The sequence below is a fragment of the Nitrosomonas sp. genome (assembly GCF_040240425.1).
In the GTDB taxonomy this organism is placed as follows: Bacteria; Pseudomonadota; Gammaproteobacteria; order Burkholderiales; family Nitrosomonadaceae; genus Nitrosomonas.
Genome location: NZ_QPHG01000012.1, coordinates 55,608 through 71,935, shown reverse-complemented (window position 1 = coordinate 71,935; position 16,328 = coordinate 55,608). Strand labels below are relative to the sequence as shown.

The following is a 16,328-nucleotide window of genomic DNA, read 5'->3' as shown; positions in this document are numbered from 1 at the left end:
AATAATTCAATCTTGTACAATTTACTTTTTTTGTCCGCGTAACGTATCGATGGATGCTGATATTTTACTATCAAGATTGCTATTATAGCCATGCATTCGGTTTTTCGTTCCTGACTTGCTTAAATAGGTTTTAAATTTTTGTCTTTTCGTGTATTTTCGCCGCTATTTTTATCTGGGGGATATAAGGTATTTCTATGTCTAACATGGCTGAGATTTCGCAACTGGCGGACATGTCAGTGCAGCTTCCCGTCAACTGGTACTTGGATCCCAAGATTCTTGAGCTCGAGAAACGTATTTTGTTTGATCGCGGACCGGGTTACATAGGTCATGAAGTAATGGTCCCCAATGTGGGCGATTATTATGTACCGGAATGGATGAATAATGCCAAAGTGTTGGTGCGTAACGAACAAGGCATTGAATTGTTATCGAATGTTTGCCGTCACCGTCAAGCGCTTTTATTGACAGGCAGGAGTAATACCAAAAGTATCGTATGTCCGGTACATCGCTGGACCTATGCATTGAATGGCAAATTGCTGGGCGCGCCGCATTTTGAGCAGAATCCTTGCCTGAATCTGAGCAAGACCGCATTGCAAAGCTGGAATGGTTTGTTGTTTGACGGTGAACGTAATGTTTCGCGCGATATGGGCAATCTGAGCGTGTTGCAGGATTTTGATTTTTCCGGCTATGTCTTTGATCGCGTGCAAATTGATCACTATCACTGTAATTGGAAAACATTTATCGAAGTGTATTTGGAAGATTATCACGTCGATCCGTTTCACCCGGGATTAAGCCATTTTGTCGATACCGGAAAACTTGATTGGGAGTTTGGCGATTGGTATAGCGTGCAGACTGTGGCAATCGATAGCGGGCGTTTGCAAAAACCGGGCAGTCCGGTGTATGCCAAATGGCACGAACAAGTGTTGCAGCAATCGGAAGGGGAAATGCCGCCGCATGGATCGATCTGGTTGTTGTATTATCCCAATATCATGCTCGAGTGGTATCCGCATACGCTGGTCATCAGTACGATTCTGCCAACCGGGGTGGAGAGCTGTATGAATGTGGTTGAATTTTATTATCCGGAAGAGATTGCGCTATTTGAACGTGATTTCGTGGAAGCCGAACAAGCCGCATACAAAGAAACCGCGCTCGAAGATGATGAAATCTGCAAGCTGATGACCGCCGGGCGGCGTGCTTTATTTGAACAGGGCTTGAATGAAATAGGGCCTTATCAAATTCCCATGGAAGAAGGAATGAAGCACTTCCATCAATTCCTGCAACGAGAAATCGGACCGCATATCCGGTGATTCAATAACCGCCAATTGCTGTATTTTTTAGGATAACCAACAAGTGCGTTCATTGTGGATGCTGGTTGCAGGCTTTTTGTTTGCCTGCATGGGCGTATTGGTTAAACTCGGTGCGGCATATTTTTCCAGTACGGAATTGGTGTTTTACCGTTCGCTGTTCGGTGTTTGGATGACTTACCTGGTTATCCGCTATTACCGCCTTCCGGTAACAACGCCGCATTGGCGGGTTCACTGCTGGCGCGGAATATCCGGCTTGATCAGTTTATTGATGTTTTTTTACTGTATAACGCAGCTGCCCTTGGCGACCGCCATTTCACTGAATTATACCTGGCCGCTTTTCTTGGCATTGTTTTCCACGTTGATTTTGAAAGAACATATTCATTGGCCATTAATCTGCACAGTTTTGGTCGGTTTTGTCGGCGTAGTTCTGTTGCTGCGTCCTTCGTTGCCGGAAGATCATTGGGTTGCCGGTGTGCTGGGGATGGCCTCGGGTTTTTTTGCTGCAATTGCCTATATCAATGTCAAGCAACTGGGTGAATTGGGCGAATCCGAATGGCAGGTGGTATTTTATTTCACATTAATTAGTACATTAGGAACCGGAGTGTGGCTACTGTTTACGGCATTCAGTCCGGTTAACTGGGATGGTTTATTGCTGCTGCTGGGCACCGGTGTGACGGCCACATTGGCGCAACTGGCGATGACGCGTGCCTATCATCAAGGTGCGACGATGGTTGTGACTTCATTGGGCTATAGCACGGTATTATTTGCCAGTCTTTGGGGCATTTTGTTGTGGAATGAAGTATTGCCTCCCGTGGCCTGGCTTGGGATGGGATTGATTGTTCTGGGCGGTACATTAAGCGGTATCCTAAGTATTAAGCAAGCTCCCGCTGTGGCTCCAAAGTGATTTTGCTTTGATGCGGGTAGCGGCAAAATTTGCACCATCCTGTTTAATTCCCTATGATGAGCTAATTATTTGTTGAGGAGGGAGTCATGATAACTATTCAAAAGAAAGACAATCTCATAATTGTTGCGGTTATTGGGGAGTTTACATTAGCCGACTATAATGAATTTGAACAACAAGTGCTGTATCAATCTCATTCTGACGGTAAAACCAATCTTCTGTTTGATTGGCGCGATATGCTCGATTACACCGTTGATGTAGCCTGGGAAGAAATTAAATTCATGCGCGATCACGGTAGTGAATTCAATCGGGTGGCGGTTGTAACCGACGATGAATGGCAAACTTGGGGCGCATGGGTTTTTAATTTATTTATTCACGCTAACGTAACGATTTTTCACGATTATGAGGAAGCCGAAATTTGGGCTTCGGAGACTGAATAACCGATTCCCGGTTGAATGATTGTGACGAATTAATGCGATCTGCTTGTGTTACGAAACGCCGCACGCAAAGTGCATGCGTAATACACAACAGAGTATTGGCTATAATTTCTAAGTTTGTTCTTAAGTGGTAAGAAAAATCGAATGGATGATTTTGTTTTAGCCCGGGTATTGCACGTATTGGGCATCGTGCTTTGGATAGGCGGCGTTGCAATGGTGACGTTTGTGTTGTTGCCAACTCTGGCGCGTATGCAGTCGGCCACGGATGCAATGGCATTTTTTTCCCGTTTCCGGCAGCGGTTTGCCGCGCAAGCGCGTTTTTCCACATTGATCGTTGGGTTGAGCGGTTTCTACATGGTTTATGTGCTCGATGCTTGGCAACGTTTCATGCAGTGGCAATACTGGTGGATGCACATGATGGTAGCGATCTGGCTGCTGTTTAGCGTGATGTTATTCGTCATAGAGCCGCGCGGACGTCGCAGGCAAGGCGCGGCCCCGGTGCAGCAAGACGTTACACCGGAAACATTTGCCAGAATTCAGCGCAAACATTTGTTCTTATTGATACTCAGTTTAATTACCATCGCCGGCGCCGTGGCGGGTAGTCATGGCTGGCTAATAGCCGGGAGTTGAATGTGAGTTACGCATTGTTGAAAATGATTCACGTCAGTAGCGTGATACTCAGTTACTCACTGTTTCTCCTGCGTGGTGTCTGGTTGATCCAAGACTCAACCAATTTACGCCAACGTTGGATTAAGATTCTGCCGCATATCATCGATACTGTTCTGCTCACCAGTGCGATTTTTCTGGCGATGACTATCCAGCAGAATCCGCTGCAGGATTCCTGGTTAACCGCCAAGGTTGCCGGTTTACTGTTGTATATCGCTCTGGGTATGGTGGCGATGCGCTTCGGCAAAACCCGGCGGACAAAAATCATCGCTTGGGTAGCGGCGCAGTGTGTATTCATTTACATTGTGCTGGTTGCAATCACAAAAAGCCCGGTATTAGGTCTCGGCTAGAATCCGGCGGCGCATCTTTGTAAAATTTACTGACAACGAATGGATTTCTCCGCTTTTCGTTTTGAAAAAGCCAATGTCAATCAAGCGCAGGCAATCAGCGATCTGATCAACTTGACGTATCGCGGAAACGCCGGTTGGACCACAGAGGCGGCGATTATTCAAGGCGATAGAACTAACCGGCAGGAAATCGAAGCCGCCATGCAAAATTCCAGTGCGCATTTTTTCGTTGTTAACCTGCCTTCCAGGCTAGCGTCGTGCATTTATGTCGCACCGGAAAAGGAACATGCATATATCGGTTTTTTTTCGGTTCATCCAGATCTGCAGGGGCAGGGACTCGGAAAATACATGCTCGAACAAGCAGAAACCTTTGCCAGCAGCGTCATGGATATACATCAATTTGTCATGTTCGTAATATCGCAACGCACCGAACTGATTGAATTTTATCAACGCAGGGGATATCACTGCACCGGCCGGATTGAGGCTTATCCGGCTTATCTTGGCGTGCCTAAAATTGCTGGATTGACCATTGAATATCTCGAAAAGAAAACTATGCGTTGTTAAGGTTTTTTGTCATTAAAGAAAAAGTTATCGTCAGATTTTTATCTTCAGCTTCCTTCGCTCGTCAGTCCGATTGCGCTCCAATCGCGGCGGAATTCTTAATCTAAATTGTAATAACATTACTGCTAATAATTGTTTTAATTCACATATTTTTCACAAAATACGTAATTTTTCTTGACATTTTTTTTACATTTATCATGATATCGTGCCCGCTCCTGCAATTAAAAGGGTAATCAAACTTCTTTATAAACGAGGGAATTATGCTGATAAAAATATTTTTGGCTATCGCAATGAGTTTAAGTGTTTCGTGTTTTGCTGAATCCGGATCGGACAACGCAAAGTCATCTGCTGATTCCAGCAAACAAACACAAACTACACAATCGAGTTCATCGACCACAAAGGAAAACTCTCAACCGGCACAGGATTCCGAGAAGGATAAGAAACCGTCGATGATGGATTATTGCAAAAAACATACATGTTAATCGAATGACGATTTGCAAATTGGAGATAACCAATGAACAGAAAAGTATTGAGAAATCTGGCTTCAGTAATTTTTGCATGTTATACCGCAGCCGCAGTTTCCGCTCCCCACTGGACGCATGAGGAACAAGCAACCTGGGGAGCAATCCAGGATCCGTCACAAACCGTAGTGCCATTGAACTATCCGTATGCGGAATGCAGTATCGGCTCTCACCAATCGCCGGTCGATTTAGCCGATGCGAGAATTGATAATGCCCGTAAATTGAATGATCTGGAGGTTTGGTACGATGTGGATACCCCGGTATTCTTCAATACCGGCCACGCAGTTCAGGTCAATACCTCGACGGACTATAAAGGTGAACTGAAAATCGGAGAAGAATCGTATCCGCTGGTTCAGTTTCACTTTCATGAGCCCAGCGAACATGCCGTAGGTGGCGTGAAGTTTCCGGCGGAATTACATTTTGTTCATGTCAGTCCGGATGGGCGGCTCATCGTTCTGGGGGTTGCGGTAACCGTGGGAGAAGAGAATGCGACATTGCAGACTATTTTAGACAATATGCCCGCTACGGGGGGTGATCAAAATGCCAATGCCACCGGTATCCAAATTAATCCTACAACGTTATTACCGCCATTGCGTCATCAATCGTTTGATTATGTAGCGTTCGCTGGTTCTTTAACAACACCGCCTTGCAGCGAAGGCGTGCAGTGGTATCTTTTATTGGATAGCATTTCGATATCCGCCGCACAGCTTTCACAGCTCAAGGGATTCTATACAGATAATGCGAGATCACCGCAGAATCTGAATGGGCGCGTTATTTCCTCGACCAAATAGTTTCAATAAGAAATCTAAGGTAAATCAGTGTATTTAACTTGATAATTCCTGTTTAATGCACGATTTCCTTATGATTTCTCACTTGCCGATCTGAGTTTGATCGTTCTGCTGTGAATCTTCGTGCCGTTTCCCGGTTTCTTTTGCGCTTAATTTCGAGATAAACAATTCTAGCAATCAAGCTTATGGTTGATTTTATCGTTAGCCGGGAATTTTAATGACTTGGCGTCAATGGGGTAAGGTTCAGCGATCCAGTAACCTTGTGCATAGTCGATGCCCATATTTTCCAGCAGCTGTAAAGTCTGATCGTTTTCGACCCATTCGGCGATGGTTTTAAGCCGCATCACGTGGCCAATGTGATTGATCGATTCAACCATGGCTTGATCGATCGGATCGGAAAGCATGTTCTTGATCAACCGGCCATCGATTTTCAGATAATCGAGCGGAATATTTTTTAAATACCCGAATGATGACAAGCCACCGCTGAAATTATCCATCGAAAAACGGCATCCGAGTTCTTTTAACGTGGTCACAAAACGCACTGCGTGGTTCGTTTCAGTCAGCGCGACATGTTCTGTGATTTCAAAGCAAATACAAGCGGGGTTTAGCTTGCTGGCTTTGATGGTGTTCACGGTGAAATCGAGAAAATCCGCGCTCTCAAGTACTTGTGCGGATAAATTGATGGTATAGATGACGTTGGGTTGGTGGTGTGCATGGGCCTTGATTAATTTAAACGAATGTTCCAGCACCCAACGATCAATGATCAACATGTGATCATGCCGTTCAGCAGCAGGTAAGAATGCCCCCGGCGTGACGAGACGGCCGTGTTCATCTTCCAAGCGCAACAGGATTTCACCGTGTTTCTCTTTACCATTGTTGCTCGAAATAGACTGAATCGGCTGGAAATATAAGCACAACCGCTGGTCGATCATGGCTTGCTGAATGCGGGGCAGCCATTGCACTTCGCCGGATTTTTGCTGCGCTGTATCGGCTTGATATATTTGTACTCGATTACGTCCTTGTTCTTTGGCCGCATAACAGGCGCTATCGGCCGCATTTAATGCATAAGCGAGGCCTTCGTTGGCATGCGTGATGGGAAATAATCCAATACTGACTCCGATACTGAAAGTATTGCCTTGCCATTGAAAACGAAAGTTTTGCACCAATTCTCGCAATGCTTGCGCAACCTGCAGCGCCTCGTTCTGCGGGCAGTGCTCCAGGATGACACCGAATTCATCACCGCCAAGACGCGCCAGAGTATCGCGTGTACGCAGTTTGGCATGCAACAATGTGGTGACTTGGCGCAGCAATTCATCGCCAGCGCTATGCCCGCAGGTATCATTGATAATTTTGAATTGATCCAGATCGAGATACAGCAGTGCATGTGAATCGTTTTTGCGGGTAGCCGCCAGGATTTTGCCGAGACGGGTTTCAAATTCCTTACGGTTCAGCAAGCCGGTCAGTGAATCATGCGCCGCCTGATAGGCAAGTTTTTGCGTCAGCTTACGTTGCTCCGTGACATCGCGGAAAGTCAAAACAGTTCCAATCACATGCTGTTGCTCATTCTGAATCGGCGCCACGGCGTAATCGATAATCCACTCTTGTTTATCCTTGCGGATTAACAAACACTCATGGTGCTTTTGCGCATTTCCGGATGTCCCGTTATGACATACCAGCGGATCGGCAACAGCCGACCGGTTAACGCTATCGAGAATGTTAAATATCTGTTGCAACGGCAAGCTATTGGCATCCTGGTTGCTCCAGCCGGTGAATATCTCTGCGATTGGATTCAGGTAGGTGACGTTACCGCCGGCATCGGTCGTGATGACCGCATCGCCGATGCTGGCCAAAGTGACCTGAAACAACTCTTTTTCCTGGTGCAACACAGCGTTGGCCAAAGCAAGCGCATGGGTGCGTTCTGCGACACGTTGCTCCAGTTGTTCCGTAACGCTTTTCAATGCTTGTTGCGAACGGTCTTTTTCGGCGATTTCGACTTGCAATGCCTGATTGATCGCTTCTTGATGATCTTTCGCTTGTATCAGCCGTTTGAGCAAATCGAAATTATCGAAGTGGAATTTGAGTGACTCCGCGACAGTTTGATACAAGCGATGGGAAATACTGCCCATTGCAAAAACAAAAATGAGGTAGGTGAAGGCGATCGCGAGTTGTACATCGCCGTCGTGTGTCATCACCTGATAAGTAAAAGGAATGACGACGGGAATTGAGAAGGCCAGGAATGCGCCACGGTAAGACGACAAACTAGCCATCGCACCCGCAACCATGCCACCCAATAAGTACGCGAGAAATAATTGGTGCGTGGCGCTGCCGTTGACAAAGAAAATGCTGCCTGCGGAACCCCAAAGTATGCCGGAAAATAACGTACCGATTAGAAATTGCCGACCCCAGCGAGCGGATTCGGCAGTTGACGGCTCTTTACGGAAATAGGATTTGACCAGCAGAAATCTGACGAAAGTCAGTAAATAAATTGCGACTAACCATCCCAACAGCCAAGCCTTGGCAACATGATTCCAGAAAATAAAAGCGAGCGCGGCGGAGGTGATCAGTGTGACAACCAGTGCCTTGGGGGCTTGTTGATAAAGCAATTTTACTTGCTCGGCCAATAATGCCGTGGAATGATTGCTTTGCTGCAAGGAGGAATCTACAGTATGGTTATTAAGCTCTGATGCCCAGTAATCATTTTTCATTGCGGACAAATGCTGAAAATTGTGCGCAGTTTGTCGGATGATTTTCCAAAGAATTTAGAACTATTTACGAATTGCCGGGATAACCATAATTCAAGATAAACAACTAGATTGCTGAGGATTTGTAAGCATTTTATTTCAATGACATAATGCAACCTGGATTGCGAATGAAAAATACTCATTTCTACACGCGTAAGAATATTCTTATTGAGAATCAGAAAATTATACTTTGAATTTTATGTAAGTAAAGAAAACCTTTACAGCGGCATGGATCATCCGGATTAAAACAGTGAATTTTCAATCGATCGAGAAAATTATGGAGATTAATCTATTAAAACGCTATCTATAACTGATTGTTCCTTGGAACGAAGTGTTTTCTGGTTTGCGGGTTTGTTTTTTTTGATTGTCTCTACTTCGATACGCGGTGCAGGCATTGCCGTGATGGAGCAAAGTGTCAAGGAGCTGGGACAAGCGTTTTCCGGTGCGCCCACGAACACTGACGACGGCAGTATGGTGTTTTTTAATCCGGCTGCAATGAGTCAGGTACGCGGGCGGCTGCTTTCGACAGCAGGGTATGTCATTGCACCTTCCGCAGTTTTTCACAATGACGCTTCACATCTCAATCCATTTTTGGGAGGCGCGCCGTTGAAAGGCGGTAATGGCGGCGATTCACCCAGTCTGGCTTTTGTACCGAATGTATATTATGTGCAGGAACTGACAAACCGGGTGGCCTTCGGTTTCGGATTCAATACCCCTTTTGGTACGCGCAATAGCTATGATGCGGATTGGAAAGGGCGCTATCAAGCGCTTGATTCGGAGATTCTGACCTTAAACTTTAATCCATCGCTTTCCTTTAAAGTCACCGAGAAACTCTCACTGGGCGCGGGTTTCAATGTCCAATATTTGCAATCCCGGTTGACCAACGCCATTGATCTTGGTCCCGCTTGTTTCCTAACATTGGGACCAACACCGTGCGCCCGTCAAGGCATTTTGCCGCAATCCGCGGATGGCCATGTGTCATTGAAAGGCGACAGTGTTGGATTCGGCTATAACTTCGGTGCTTTTTATGCGCCGAATCAAGATACGCGCTTCGGTGTCAGCTACCGCTCCAGAATTTCGCATGATGTGAATGGTCATGCGAACTTTTCCGTTCCGGATAGGGCCATCGGGTTGACGCAAGGCAACATTCTCGTCGATACCAGCACAAGCACGCCGGTTACGCTGCCGGATTCGGTATTGTTCGGTTTGTCGCACCGCCTCAATCCGCGCTGGGCGGTTTCTGCGGATGCGTTGTGGACGCACTGGAGTCTGATACAGGAGCTGCGAACCAATTTTGCATCGGCGCAATCGGATGATGTGCAAAACCTGAAATGGAACGATACCTGGCGTTATGCTTTCGGCGTCAATTATTTTTCCGAAAGTAATAAATGGACCGTTCGGATGGGCTTTGCCTATGATCAAACACCGGTTCCCAATGCCCGATACCGTTCGCCGCGCATTCCTGATGCAAGCCGCTATTGGCTGACTGCGGGATTGACTTATGCCGTCATGAAGAATGTCAATATTCACGCGGCATACGCGCACTTATTCATGAACGACGCCGGCATTAATCATCGAGGTGCAACAGCCGATGTTCTCGCCGGACAATATTCCGAGCAAATCAATATCGGTGGTCTGCAAATGGATTGGCGCTTCTAACTCGCGTAGTATCTCCTGTAGTTTGCTGAAACTTATGCCGGTTTGCGGTATCTTATGACGGCGTTTCGTTTCTAATGGCGCTATCAATAATTCTTCGTATCCATAAATCGAGGTTGAACAATGGACAAAAAAACACATGTTAACTTCTGGTTTGTCATTGTGGCATTGTTAAGTTTGCTGCTGATTCAAAATCTCTATTCTCAATACACCCAAATAAAACCCATTCCGTATAGTGAATTTCATCGTCTGCTTGAGCAGGGCAGAGTGGCTGAGATTGCGATAACACAAAATCAGATTTTTGGCACACTGAAAGAAAAAAATGCCGATGGAGTCAAAGATTTTGTGACTACGCGGGTGGAGCCGGAGTTGGCGGAAATACTGGATAAGCACAACGTGGTGTATACCGGAGTGGTGCAAAGCACTTGGCTGCGCGATTTGCTGTCGTGGATCGTGCCAACAGCCATCTTTGTCGGCATTTGGTTGTTTGTGATTCGCCGCATGGGTGGCGGTATGGGCAGCGGATTGATGTCGATCGGTAAAAGCCGCGCCAAAGTTTTTGTCGAAAAAGAAACCAAAGTCACCTTTGACGATGTGGCGGGTGTGGATGAAGCCAAAGAAGAATTGGTGGAAATTATCAATTTCCTGAAAAATCCCGTGGATTACGGCCGTTTGGGCGGACGCGCACCGAAAGGTATTTTGCTGGTGGGGCCGCCCGGCACTGGAAAAACATTGCTTGCGCGCGCCGTGGCTGGTGAAGCGGGCGTGCCGTTCTTTTCCATTTCCGGTTCGGAATTCGTGGAAATGTTTGTCGGTGTCGGCGCGGCGCGGGTGCGCGATCTATTTGAACAAGCGCGGCAAATGGCGCCAGCAATCATTTTTATCGATGAATTGGATTCATTGGGGCGTGCTCGTAGCGCCTATGGCGGCATGGGCGGCGGGCACGATGAGAAGGAACAAACGCTGAATCAACTCCTGGCGGAATTGGATGGTTTTGACCCCAGTAGCGGCATCGTGCTGCTAGCTGCAACTAACCGTCCGGAGATCCTCGATCCGGCATTGTTGCGCGCCGGACGGTTTGACCGTCAAGTGCTGGTGGACCGGCCCGACAAAACCGGGCGCGAACAGATTCTTGCCGTGCATGCGAAGAAAGTAAAACTGAATACCGATGTCAAAATTGAGCAAATTGCTGCGTTAACTCCCGGATTTACCGGCGCGGATCTGGCGAATTTGATCAATGAAGCAACGTTACTCGCGACACGCCGCGCAGCCGTATCGGTGACGATGGACGACTTCAATAACGCCATTGAGCGTATCGTGGCCGGATTGGAGAAACGTAACCGCTTGCTCAACCCCAACGAACGGCGTGTCGTCGCTTTTCATGAACTTGGTCACGCCATGGTAGCGCTCGCGTTACCGGGCACCGATGACGTGCATAAGATATCAATTATTCCGCGCGGTGTCGGTGCTCTGGGTTACACCATTCAACGCCCTACGGAAGACCGCTATCTTATGACTCGCGTGGAACTACTGAACAAAATGGCGGTGCTGCTGGGCGGTAGAGCGGCCGAACAAGTAGTGTTTCATGAAGTTTCCACGGGAGCTGCGGATGATCTAGTGCGTGCCACCGATATCGCGCGTGCCATGGTGCTCCGTTATGGCATGAGCGAAGCACTGGGTAATGTGGCATACGATCGTGAGCAATCAGCTTTCTTGCAACCCAATATGGTATTGCCGCAAAGTCGCACTTACAGCGAGGAAACCGCGAATAAAATCGATATTGCCGTGCGTACCTTGGTCGATCAAGCTTTGGAACGAGCCATCAATATTCTACAAAATAACCGCGCCTTGCTGGATCAAACCGCGGAAGCGCTGCTCAAAACCGAAACCTTGAATCAACCGGAAATCCTGCAATTAAAGCAGGCGATTCATGCTTATGCGCACCAGCCATAAGCACTAGCGCAGGAAAACCGGAGGGCTTAACTATCATCATCCTGTTTTCCCGAGGATTTTAGCCGGATATCCGAATTAGGCAGCGCATCTTTTAATATTTGATCAATTTTCTGATTGATTTCTTCCGGTGTTGCACCGCTGTTGATCACCTGCTGGAGATCAATCAGATTGGAAGCCATGTTGATGTGTTGCTGGTTCTGTTGCGCGGCGAAATCAATTTGCATGGCTTTCCGCTTGTTGGCAAGCTGATCTTTCGGGCTGCCGGTAAACAACGACCGGATCGTTTCAACCAGGCGGCTTAAAACCGTGTGCGTGAGGTCGGCGGAAAAGCCGCCGAGCATGGCCAGCAATGGCCGGATAATGCCTTTTTCCAGGAAAGGCGTTTCACTCAAGTGTCTGCTGAAGTAATCCTCGGAAACCATGATAGCGAGAATCAAACCGGCAATCAGACCCAAAAAGAAACGAATCCAATAGGAAGCATGATACGTGGGGTCAAAAGTACCATTGGCGATAAACGTATTGGCTTTATACAATGCGGCGAACGAAGCGCCCAGTCCGGCCGCGGCCAGATAGAACATCAGATTGAGGAACAATTCCAAGCCATCCTGCAACATGATATTACCGCTATCGTTGCTTACTTCTTCGGTCAAGGTCAGTCCGATGAATAATATCAGCGACACGATAGCCGCGATCATCATTTGGCGGATCAATGAAACCGGACCGAGAAACTTCATGAACCCGGTAACTCCTTGTTCGATATCCAGCAACAGAATGGTATTCGGTTTGGCGGGCTCCACTATTCTCGCCAATGCGCAGTGCGCGGCAAGCAATTCACCGATATCCAGATCCGCCCGGACATGAATCCGGTCATTCAAACTGGCATTGCTCTGTACAGTGAATGTATCGATGGTGCGTATCACTTTATCCGGCACCGTCTTGCCGTTGGCAAGCGCGTATTCGGCCATGGCCCGTGCTTCCCGGTAGAGCTGATACCTCAGACTCGTTTGTTTGTAAGGATCGAGCGATTGATTATCTTCCATGGTTGCTCCTGGTATCGTGGCACTGAAGGCAAGCGGTTAAAATAAAATGGCGGTAATGGTAAAAATCCAAGTCAACAAGATCGGCCAATAAATAAGTTTTGGAATGAAATTGTCCTTAAATGCCAATATTCCGAGCGGCGGATCATATGAAATCAGCACGGCATTGACGGTTACCATCAAAATAGTAATGTAGGAGACAAGATAAAAATATTCCAAATATACAATGGTATTTACCGCCAGTTCGTCTCTCAGCTGCACATGCATAATCAATAAGATGAAAAAAAGCGCCGAGCACGCGGCGACGATGGTCGATACATTGAAACCGGTGAATGTCAGTTTCGCTTCCTGTTTGGAGATGGTGAGAACGAGTCCGTATAGCATCAACAGCACCACAGCCAGAGGAAATAAATGCGCAATGAATGGATTTAAAATATTGCGCGAGATTTCCAGGTTGAAATACAGTTCCGGCATCTTGTCGTGGCTGGTGAACTGACGATCGCCAAAATTGCTGTTGTATTTATTCACCTTGATTCCGAAGAAAGCTCGCGATGGGTTCCATTCGGATAAAACAAAATCCTGTTCAACGCCTGGCAAAGTATTGGGATTCAGACTGTCGAAGGATTTAAAATCCGGCACGAGAATGACATTCTTGGAGAAACTGGTATGCCAGAGACGTACCCAGAGAAGTTGCCGGTCGAAAGGATATATTTTGTAATCGAAGTTTTCTCGCAATGTGGCTTCAAAATACCAACCTTTGACGATTTCATCGCCTTCCTCGTGTTCATATGCTTCGGTTATGGATGTTTCTATGGCCTCGGGAAAAATCACGCCATGTTCGATATCTTCTTCAAAATGCTTGGGAAAGCGCTGCCATACATAGCCGGTTATCGCCACGTTGGTCGCGTTCTGAAATTCAATCGACTGAATGAACAAACCCGTTGGAACAAAAAAGGGCGGTGTTTTTGATTCCTGCAGAGCAGCGACGGCATAATCGTTCTGAAATTGCTCGACGATCGCGCGATTCGATAGTGTCAGCGATTGATTGCGGGCCACTGAGGGCGTGTAATATTCCGTGATCCAGATCGACACGATGCCCACGGTCAGCAGCAATGACGTGATAAATGCATGCCGTAACAATTGCGCGACCGATTGCTGCTGTTTGATGAATGCAATCCAAATATAAATCAGGAGGCACAACACGACAGCATTGACGATCCAGCTAATCAAATCGGATTCGTGAATTAATCGGGTATCTTCGTCGCTGTCGTTCTCAAATAAGTGCGTCTTGCCGATTTCCGCATTCATCACGGTTAACACATACCACCCGGTTTCACCGATGGGATAGCGGTTGAACCAAGCGGAGCGGCCGGTGAGCTCATTAGTCCCTAATTTTCCCGCAGTGAATTCGGCAAAGTAAGTCGGCGTAATGGCTTGATTCAAATCACTGACGATTTTCTTGGAACCCTTGAGCCCATGATAGATAATTTGGTCGAATTCATTGACGACGATCGCATAACCATTATCGCCCACATCGTGGTTCTCGACTTGCTGCCTGACCCAATCCAGATCGATATCCAAAAATACCACGCCTGCCACTTTTTTAGCTTCCGTATTTTTTTGCAACGGCACGACATACTTCAGCGTATGCTGCTGATAGGCCATATCAAAGTAAGGCGCCAGCCAACCGCTTCTTCCGCCGGTGCCTTGCAGATACCAGTCACTGTTCTTGCTGTTGCCGTTTTTCGCGCTATATGCCGCATGACCGGTATAGTCATAATACTGATCGATCCGGTCCAGTTGATAGGCCGTACCTTGCTGGCGGATAAAAGGTGCAAATAGACGCAGTTGCGGGTCGGCTTGGTATAAATCGAAAGCTACGCCCAGCGCATTGAAACCAAAATGATTGAGCGCCGCCTCGTTCAATACGGTATCAATTGTTTCCTGGCTCCAAGAAATTTCCCGCAAGTTTTCCGCAAGTTCATTGGCGGCGGAAGCCAGCGCGGCTAATTGATCGTTAATCGAATCGGCAATGGTTTGCGTGGTGGCTAGTGCATGTTGTTGCGATAGCTGCATGGTGGTGCGGTATTTCTGCACCATACCATTGGTTGACGCAATAAAAATGCACAGGAAGATGACCATGCAAATACCGAGAATTCCCTTGATCCAGGAAATGAATGTCCACTTCCCTTGTTCCGGCGATTCAAGTTGCTGGGTTTCCTTCAATTATTTTCTCCGGTCGTTTTCACGCTATTCCATTGACGGGTTTTATCCAGATGCGTCAGCCAAACATGATCGCTCACTTGATGATCGCCAGGATTTAAGGTGACTGTGCCAAAACCTTCCAAATTCACCGATCCTAACGCCTCCAATGCTTGTTTCAGGGTGTCGCCGCTGATTTCACCGGGGATGCTTTGCAGCGCTTTCACCAGAACCTGTGCCGCAAGATAACCTTCGCGCCAGATGAAGTCTTGTTCCTCGGAGCCGGTTTCCGCGGGCGGCACCACCTGAGTCATATAGATTCGCCCATGGATGCCGGGTAGGGCATCGGCCAATAGCGAAGCGGCGGAAAAGGATAAGTTATAAAACCGCGCATTGGGGAAAATGCGGTGAGAAAAGCGGATAAACTGCGCGGCGGGTTGGTATGCGCCCACGATGATGATCGCTTCGGGCTTCGGTGTTGCTTGAATCATTGCTTTGATTGCGCTTTGTATCGCTAAAGAATTGCGCGGGTAGTACGTGACCAGCAGCCGGTCGGTATGCTTGAAACCCGATTTTTCCAAGACCGCTTTGGTGATGTCGAAGCCGGTCTGTCCCAGCGTGTCATCCTGCAAAAAGAGTGCAATGCGGTACGGAGAAATACCGCGCTCCAGAATATCCTGCACGATCAACTCCATTTCTTGCCGGTAGCTGGCGCGGAAGTTAAATATATAAGGATCCGGCGGAATCTTGCGTAATAGATCGGCGCCGGTGAAAGCGCCGTAAAATACTACGCCGCGTGCGTTGGCAAGGGGTGCGGCAATCGCCGCCGTCGGCGTACCGGCGTTACCGACAATCGCGATGACTTTATGCTGATCAATTAACTGCATCGTGTTCACCTTGACACTATCCGGCTCATAACCGTCATCGAGTACGGTCAGACTGATCATGCGGCCGCGAATACCGCCTTGCTGATTGATTTCCTCGAACAAAGCATTCATACCCAGGTACATGGCGCGTCCCAATAACTGATTGGGGCCGCTGAGCGAAGTGCTCATGCCGAGTTGTATGGGTTCGGTATGAGCAAGACTGCACCAGCAGAGCACAACGATATAGGCGCAACACTGTGTATAGAAAAGGGTTATTTTCTTTATCGAGATGGATTTAAACATGCTGGTCATTCAGATGAGAAGGATTGCGCTGCCGGTATTGTTTTG

Annotated in this window: 13 protein-coding genes; 9 read left to right on the top strand and 4 right to left on the bottom strand. The window is 47.5% G+C overall.

From position 1 onward, the window contains the following. The first annotated feature begins 194 nt into the window (after positions 1-194). From DU481_RS06545 to DU481_RS06515, 7 genes are all read left to right on the top strand, one after another. A complete protein-coding gene (locus DU481_RS06545) occupies positions 195-1,304 on the top strand; it encodes an aromatic ring-hydroxylating oxygenase subunit alpha (protein ID WP_350133417.1) in 1,110 nt (369 codons plus the stop codon). Positions 1,305-1,362: 58 nt separating this feature from the next. Further along, positions 1,363-2,208 (top strand): DMT family transporter, encoded by an 846-nt coding sequence (locus DU481_RS06540; protein ID WP_350133433.1) that lies wholly within the window; start codon positions 1,363-1,365, stop codon positions 2,206-2,208. An 86-nt stretch (positions 2,209-2,294) separates the two neighbouring features. Next, complete coding sequence (locus DU481_RS06535; RefSeq protein ID WP_350133416.1) at positions 2,295-2,645, top strand: SpoIIAA family protein; 351 nt, start codon at positions 2,295-2,297, stop codon at positions 2,643-2,645. Between the two features lie 141 nt (positions 2,646-2,786). Next, complete coding sequence (locus DU481_RS06530; protein ID WP_350133415.1) at positions 2,787-3,272, top strand: DUF4149 domain-containing protein; 486 nt, start codon at positions 2,787-2,789, stop codon at positions 3,270-3,272. Positions 3,273-3,274: 2 nt separating this feature from the next. Beyond that, a complete protein-coding gene (locus tag DU481_RS06525) occupies positions 3,275-3,658 on the top strand; it encodes a SirB2 family protein (RefSeq protein WP_350133414.1) in 384 nt (127 codons plus the stop codon). A 39-nt stretch (positions 3,659-3,697) separates the two neighbouring features. After that, positions 3,698-4,219, top strand: a complete 522-nt coding sequence (locus tag DU481_RS06520) for a GNAT family N-acetyltransferase (RefSeq protein WP_350133413.1) — start codon at positions 3,698-3,700, stop codon at positions 4,217-4,219. A gap of 511 nt (positions 4,220-4,730) precedes the next feature. Then, entirely contained in the window at positions 4,731-5,528 is a 798-nt protein-coding gene (locus DU481_RS06515) for a carbonic anhydrase (protein ID WP_350133412.1), read from the top strand. A 167-nt stretch (positions 5,529-5,695) separates the two neighbouring features. Here the strand turns inward: DU481_RS06515 and DU481_RS06510 are convergent, their stop codons facing one another. Beyond that, on the bottom strand, positions 5,696-8,230 hold the full coding sequence (locus tag DU481_RS06510) for an EAL domain-containing protein (RefSeq protein ID WP_350133411.1): 2,535 nt from the start codon (positions 8,228-8,230) through the stop codon (positions 5,696-5,698). A gap of 357 nt (positions 8,231-8,587) precedes the next feature. On the opposite strand from DU481_RS06510, the gene DU481_RS06505 reads away from it, so the two are divergent. Next, complete coding sequence (locus tag DU481_RS06505; RefSeq protein ID WP_350133410.1) at positions 8,588-9,925, top strand: OmpP1/FadL family transporter; 1,338 nt, start codon at positions 8,588-8,590, stop codon at positions 9,923-9,925. A gap of 120 nt (positions 9,926-10,045) precedes the next feature. Next, positions 10,046-11,875, top strand: a complete 1,830-nt coding sequence (gene ftsH, locus DU481_RS06500) for an ATP-dependent zinc metalloprotease FtsH (protein ID WP_350133409.1) — start codon at positions 10,046-10,048, stop codon at positions 11,873-11,875. 26 nt (positions 11,876-11,901) lie between these two features. Here ftsH and DU481_RS06495 read toward each other — a convergent pair whose 3' ends face one another. From DU481_RS06495 to DU481_RS06485, 3 genes are read right to left on the bottom strand one after another with little or no spacing between them, the layout of a single operon-like run. Then, the gene (locus tag DU481_RS06495) at positions 11,902-12,915 is read right to left on the bottom strand and encodes a hypothetical protein (protein WP_350133408.1); all 1,014 of its coding nucleotides are present in this window, start codon (positions 12,913-12,915) and stop codon (positions 11,902-11,904) included. Between the two features lie 36 nt (positions 12,916-12,951). Continuing rightward, positions 12,952-15,138, bottom strand: coding sequence for a cache domain-containing protein (locus tag DU481_RS06490; RefSeq protein WP_350133407.1), 2,187 nt, complete (start codon positions 15,136-15,138; stop codon positions 12,952-12,954). Next, positions 15,135-16,283: an ABC transporter substrate-binding protein gene (locus DU481_RS06485; protein WP_350133406.1), complete on the bottom strand. Its 1,149-nt coding sequence runs from the start codon at positions 16,281-16,283 to the stop codon at positions 15,135-15,137. Before DU481_RS06485 ends, DU481_RS06490 begins: the two co-directional genes overlap by 4 nt. Positions 16,284-16,328: the final 45 nt, after the last annotated feature.

Coding starts and splice junctions, on each gene's coding strand:
- DU481_RS06530 (WP_350133415.1), top strand. CDS start 2,787: ATGGATGATTTTGTTTTAGCCCGGGTATTGCACGTATTGGGCATCGTG.
- DU481_RS06520 (WP_350133413.1), top strand. CDS start 3,698: ATGGATTTCTCCGCTTTTCGTTTTGAAAAAGCCAATGTCAATCAAGCG.
- DU481_RS06510 (WP_350133411.1), bottom strand. CDS start 8,230: ATGAAAAATGATTACTGGGCATCAGAGCTTAATAACCATACTGTAGAT.
- DU481_RS06535 (WP_350133416.1), top strand. CDS start 2,295: ATGATAACTATTCAAAAGAAAGACAATCTCATAATTGTTGCGGTTATT.
- DU481_RS06485 (WP_350133406.1), bottom strand. CDS start 16,283: ATGTTTAAATCCATCTCGATAAAGAAAATAACCCTTTTCTATACACAG.
- DU481_RS06540 (WP_350133433.1), top strand. CDS start 1,363: ATGCTGGTTGCAGGCTTTTTGTTTGCCTGCATGGGCGTATTGGTTAAA.
- DU481_RS06545 (WP_350133417.1), top strand. CDS start 195: ATGTCTAACATGGCTGAGATTTCGCAACTGGCGGACATGTCAGTGCAG.
- DU481_RS06495 (WP_350133408.1), bottom strand. CDS start 12,915: ATGGAAGATAATCAATCGCTCGATCCTTACAAACAAACGAGTCTGAGG.
- DU481_RS06515 (WP_350133412.1), top strand. CDS start 4,731: ATGAACAGAAAAGTATTGAGAAATCTGGCTTCAGTAATTTTTGCATGT.
- ftsH (WP_350133409.1), top strand. CDS start 10,046: ATGGACAAAAAAACACATGTTAACTTCTGGTTTGTCATTGTGGCATTG.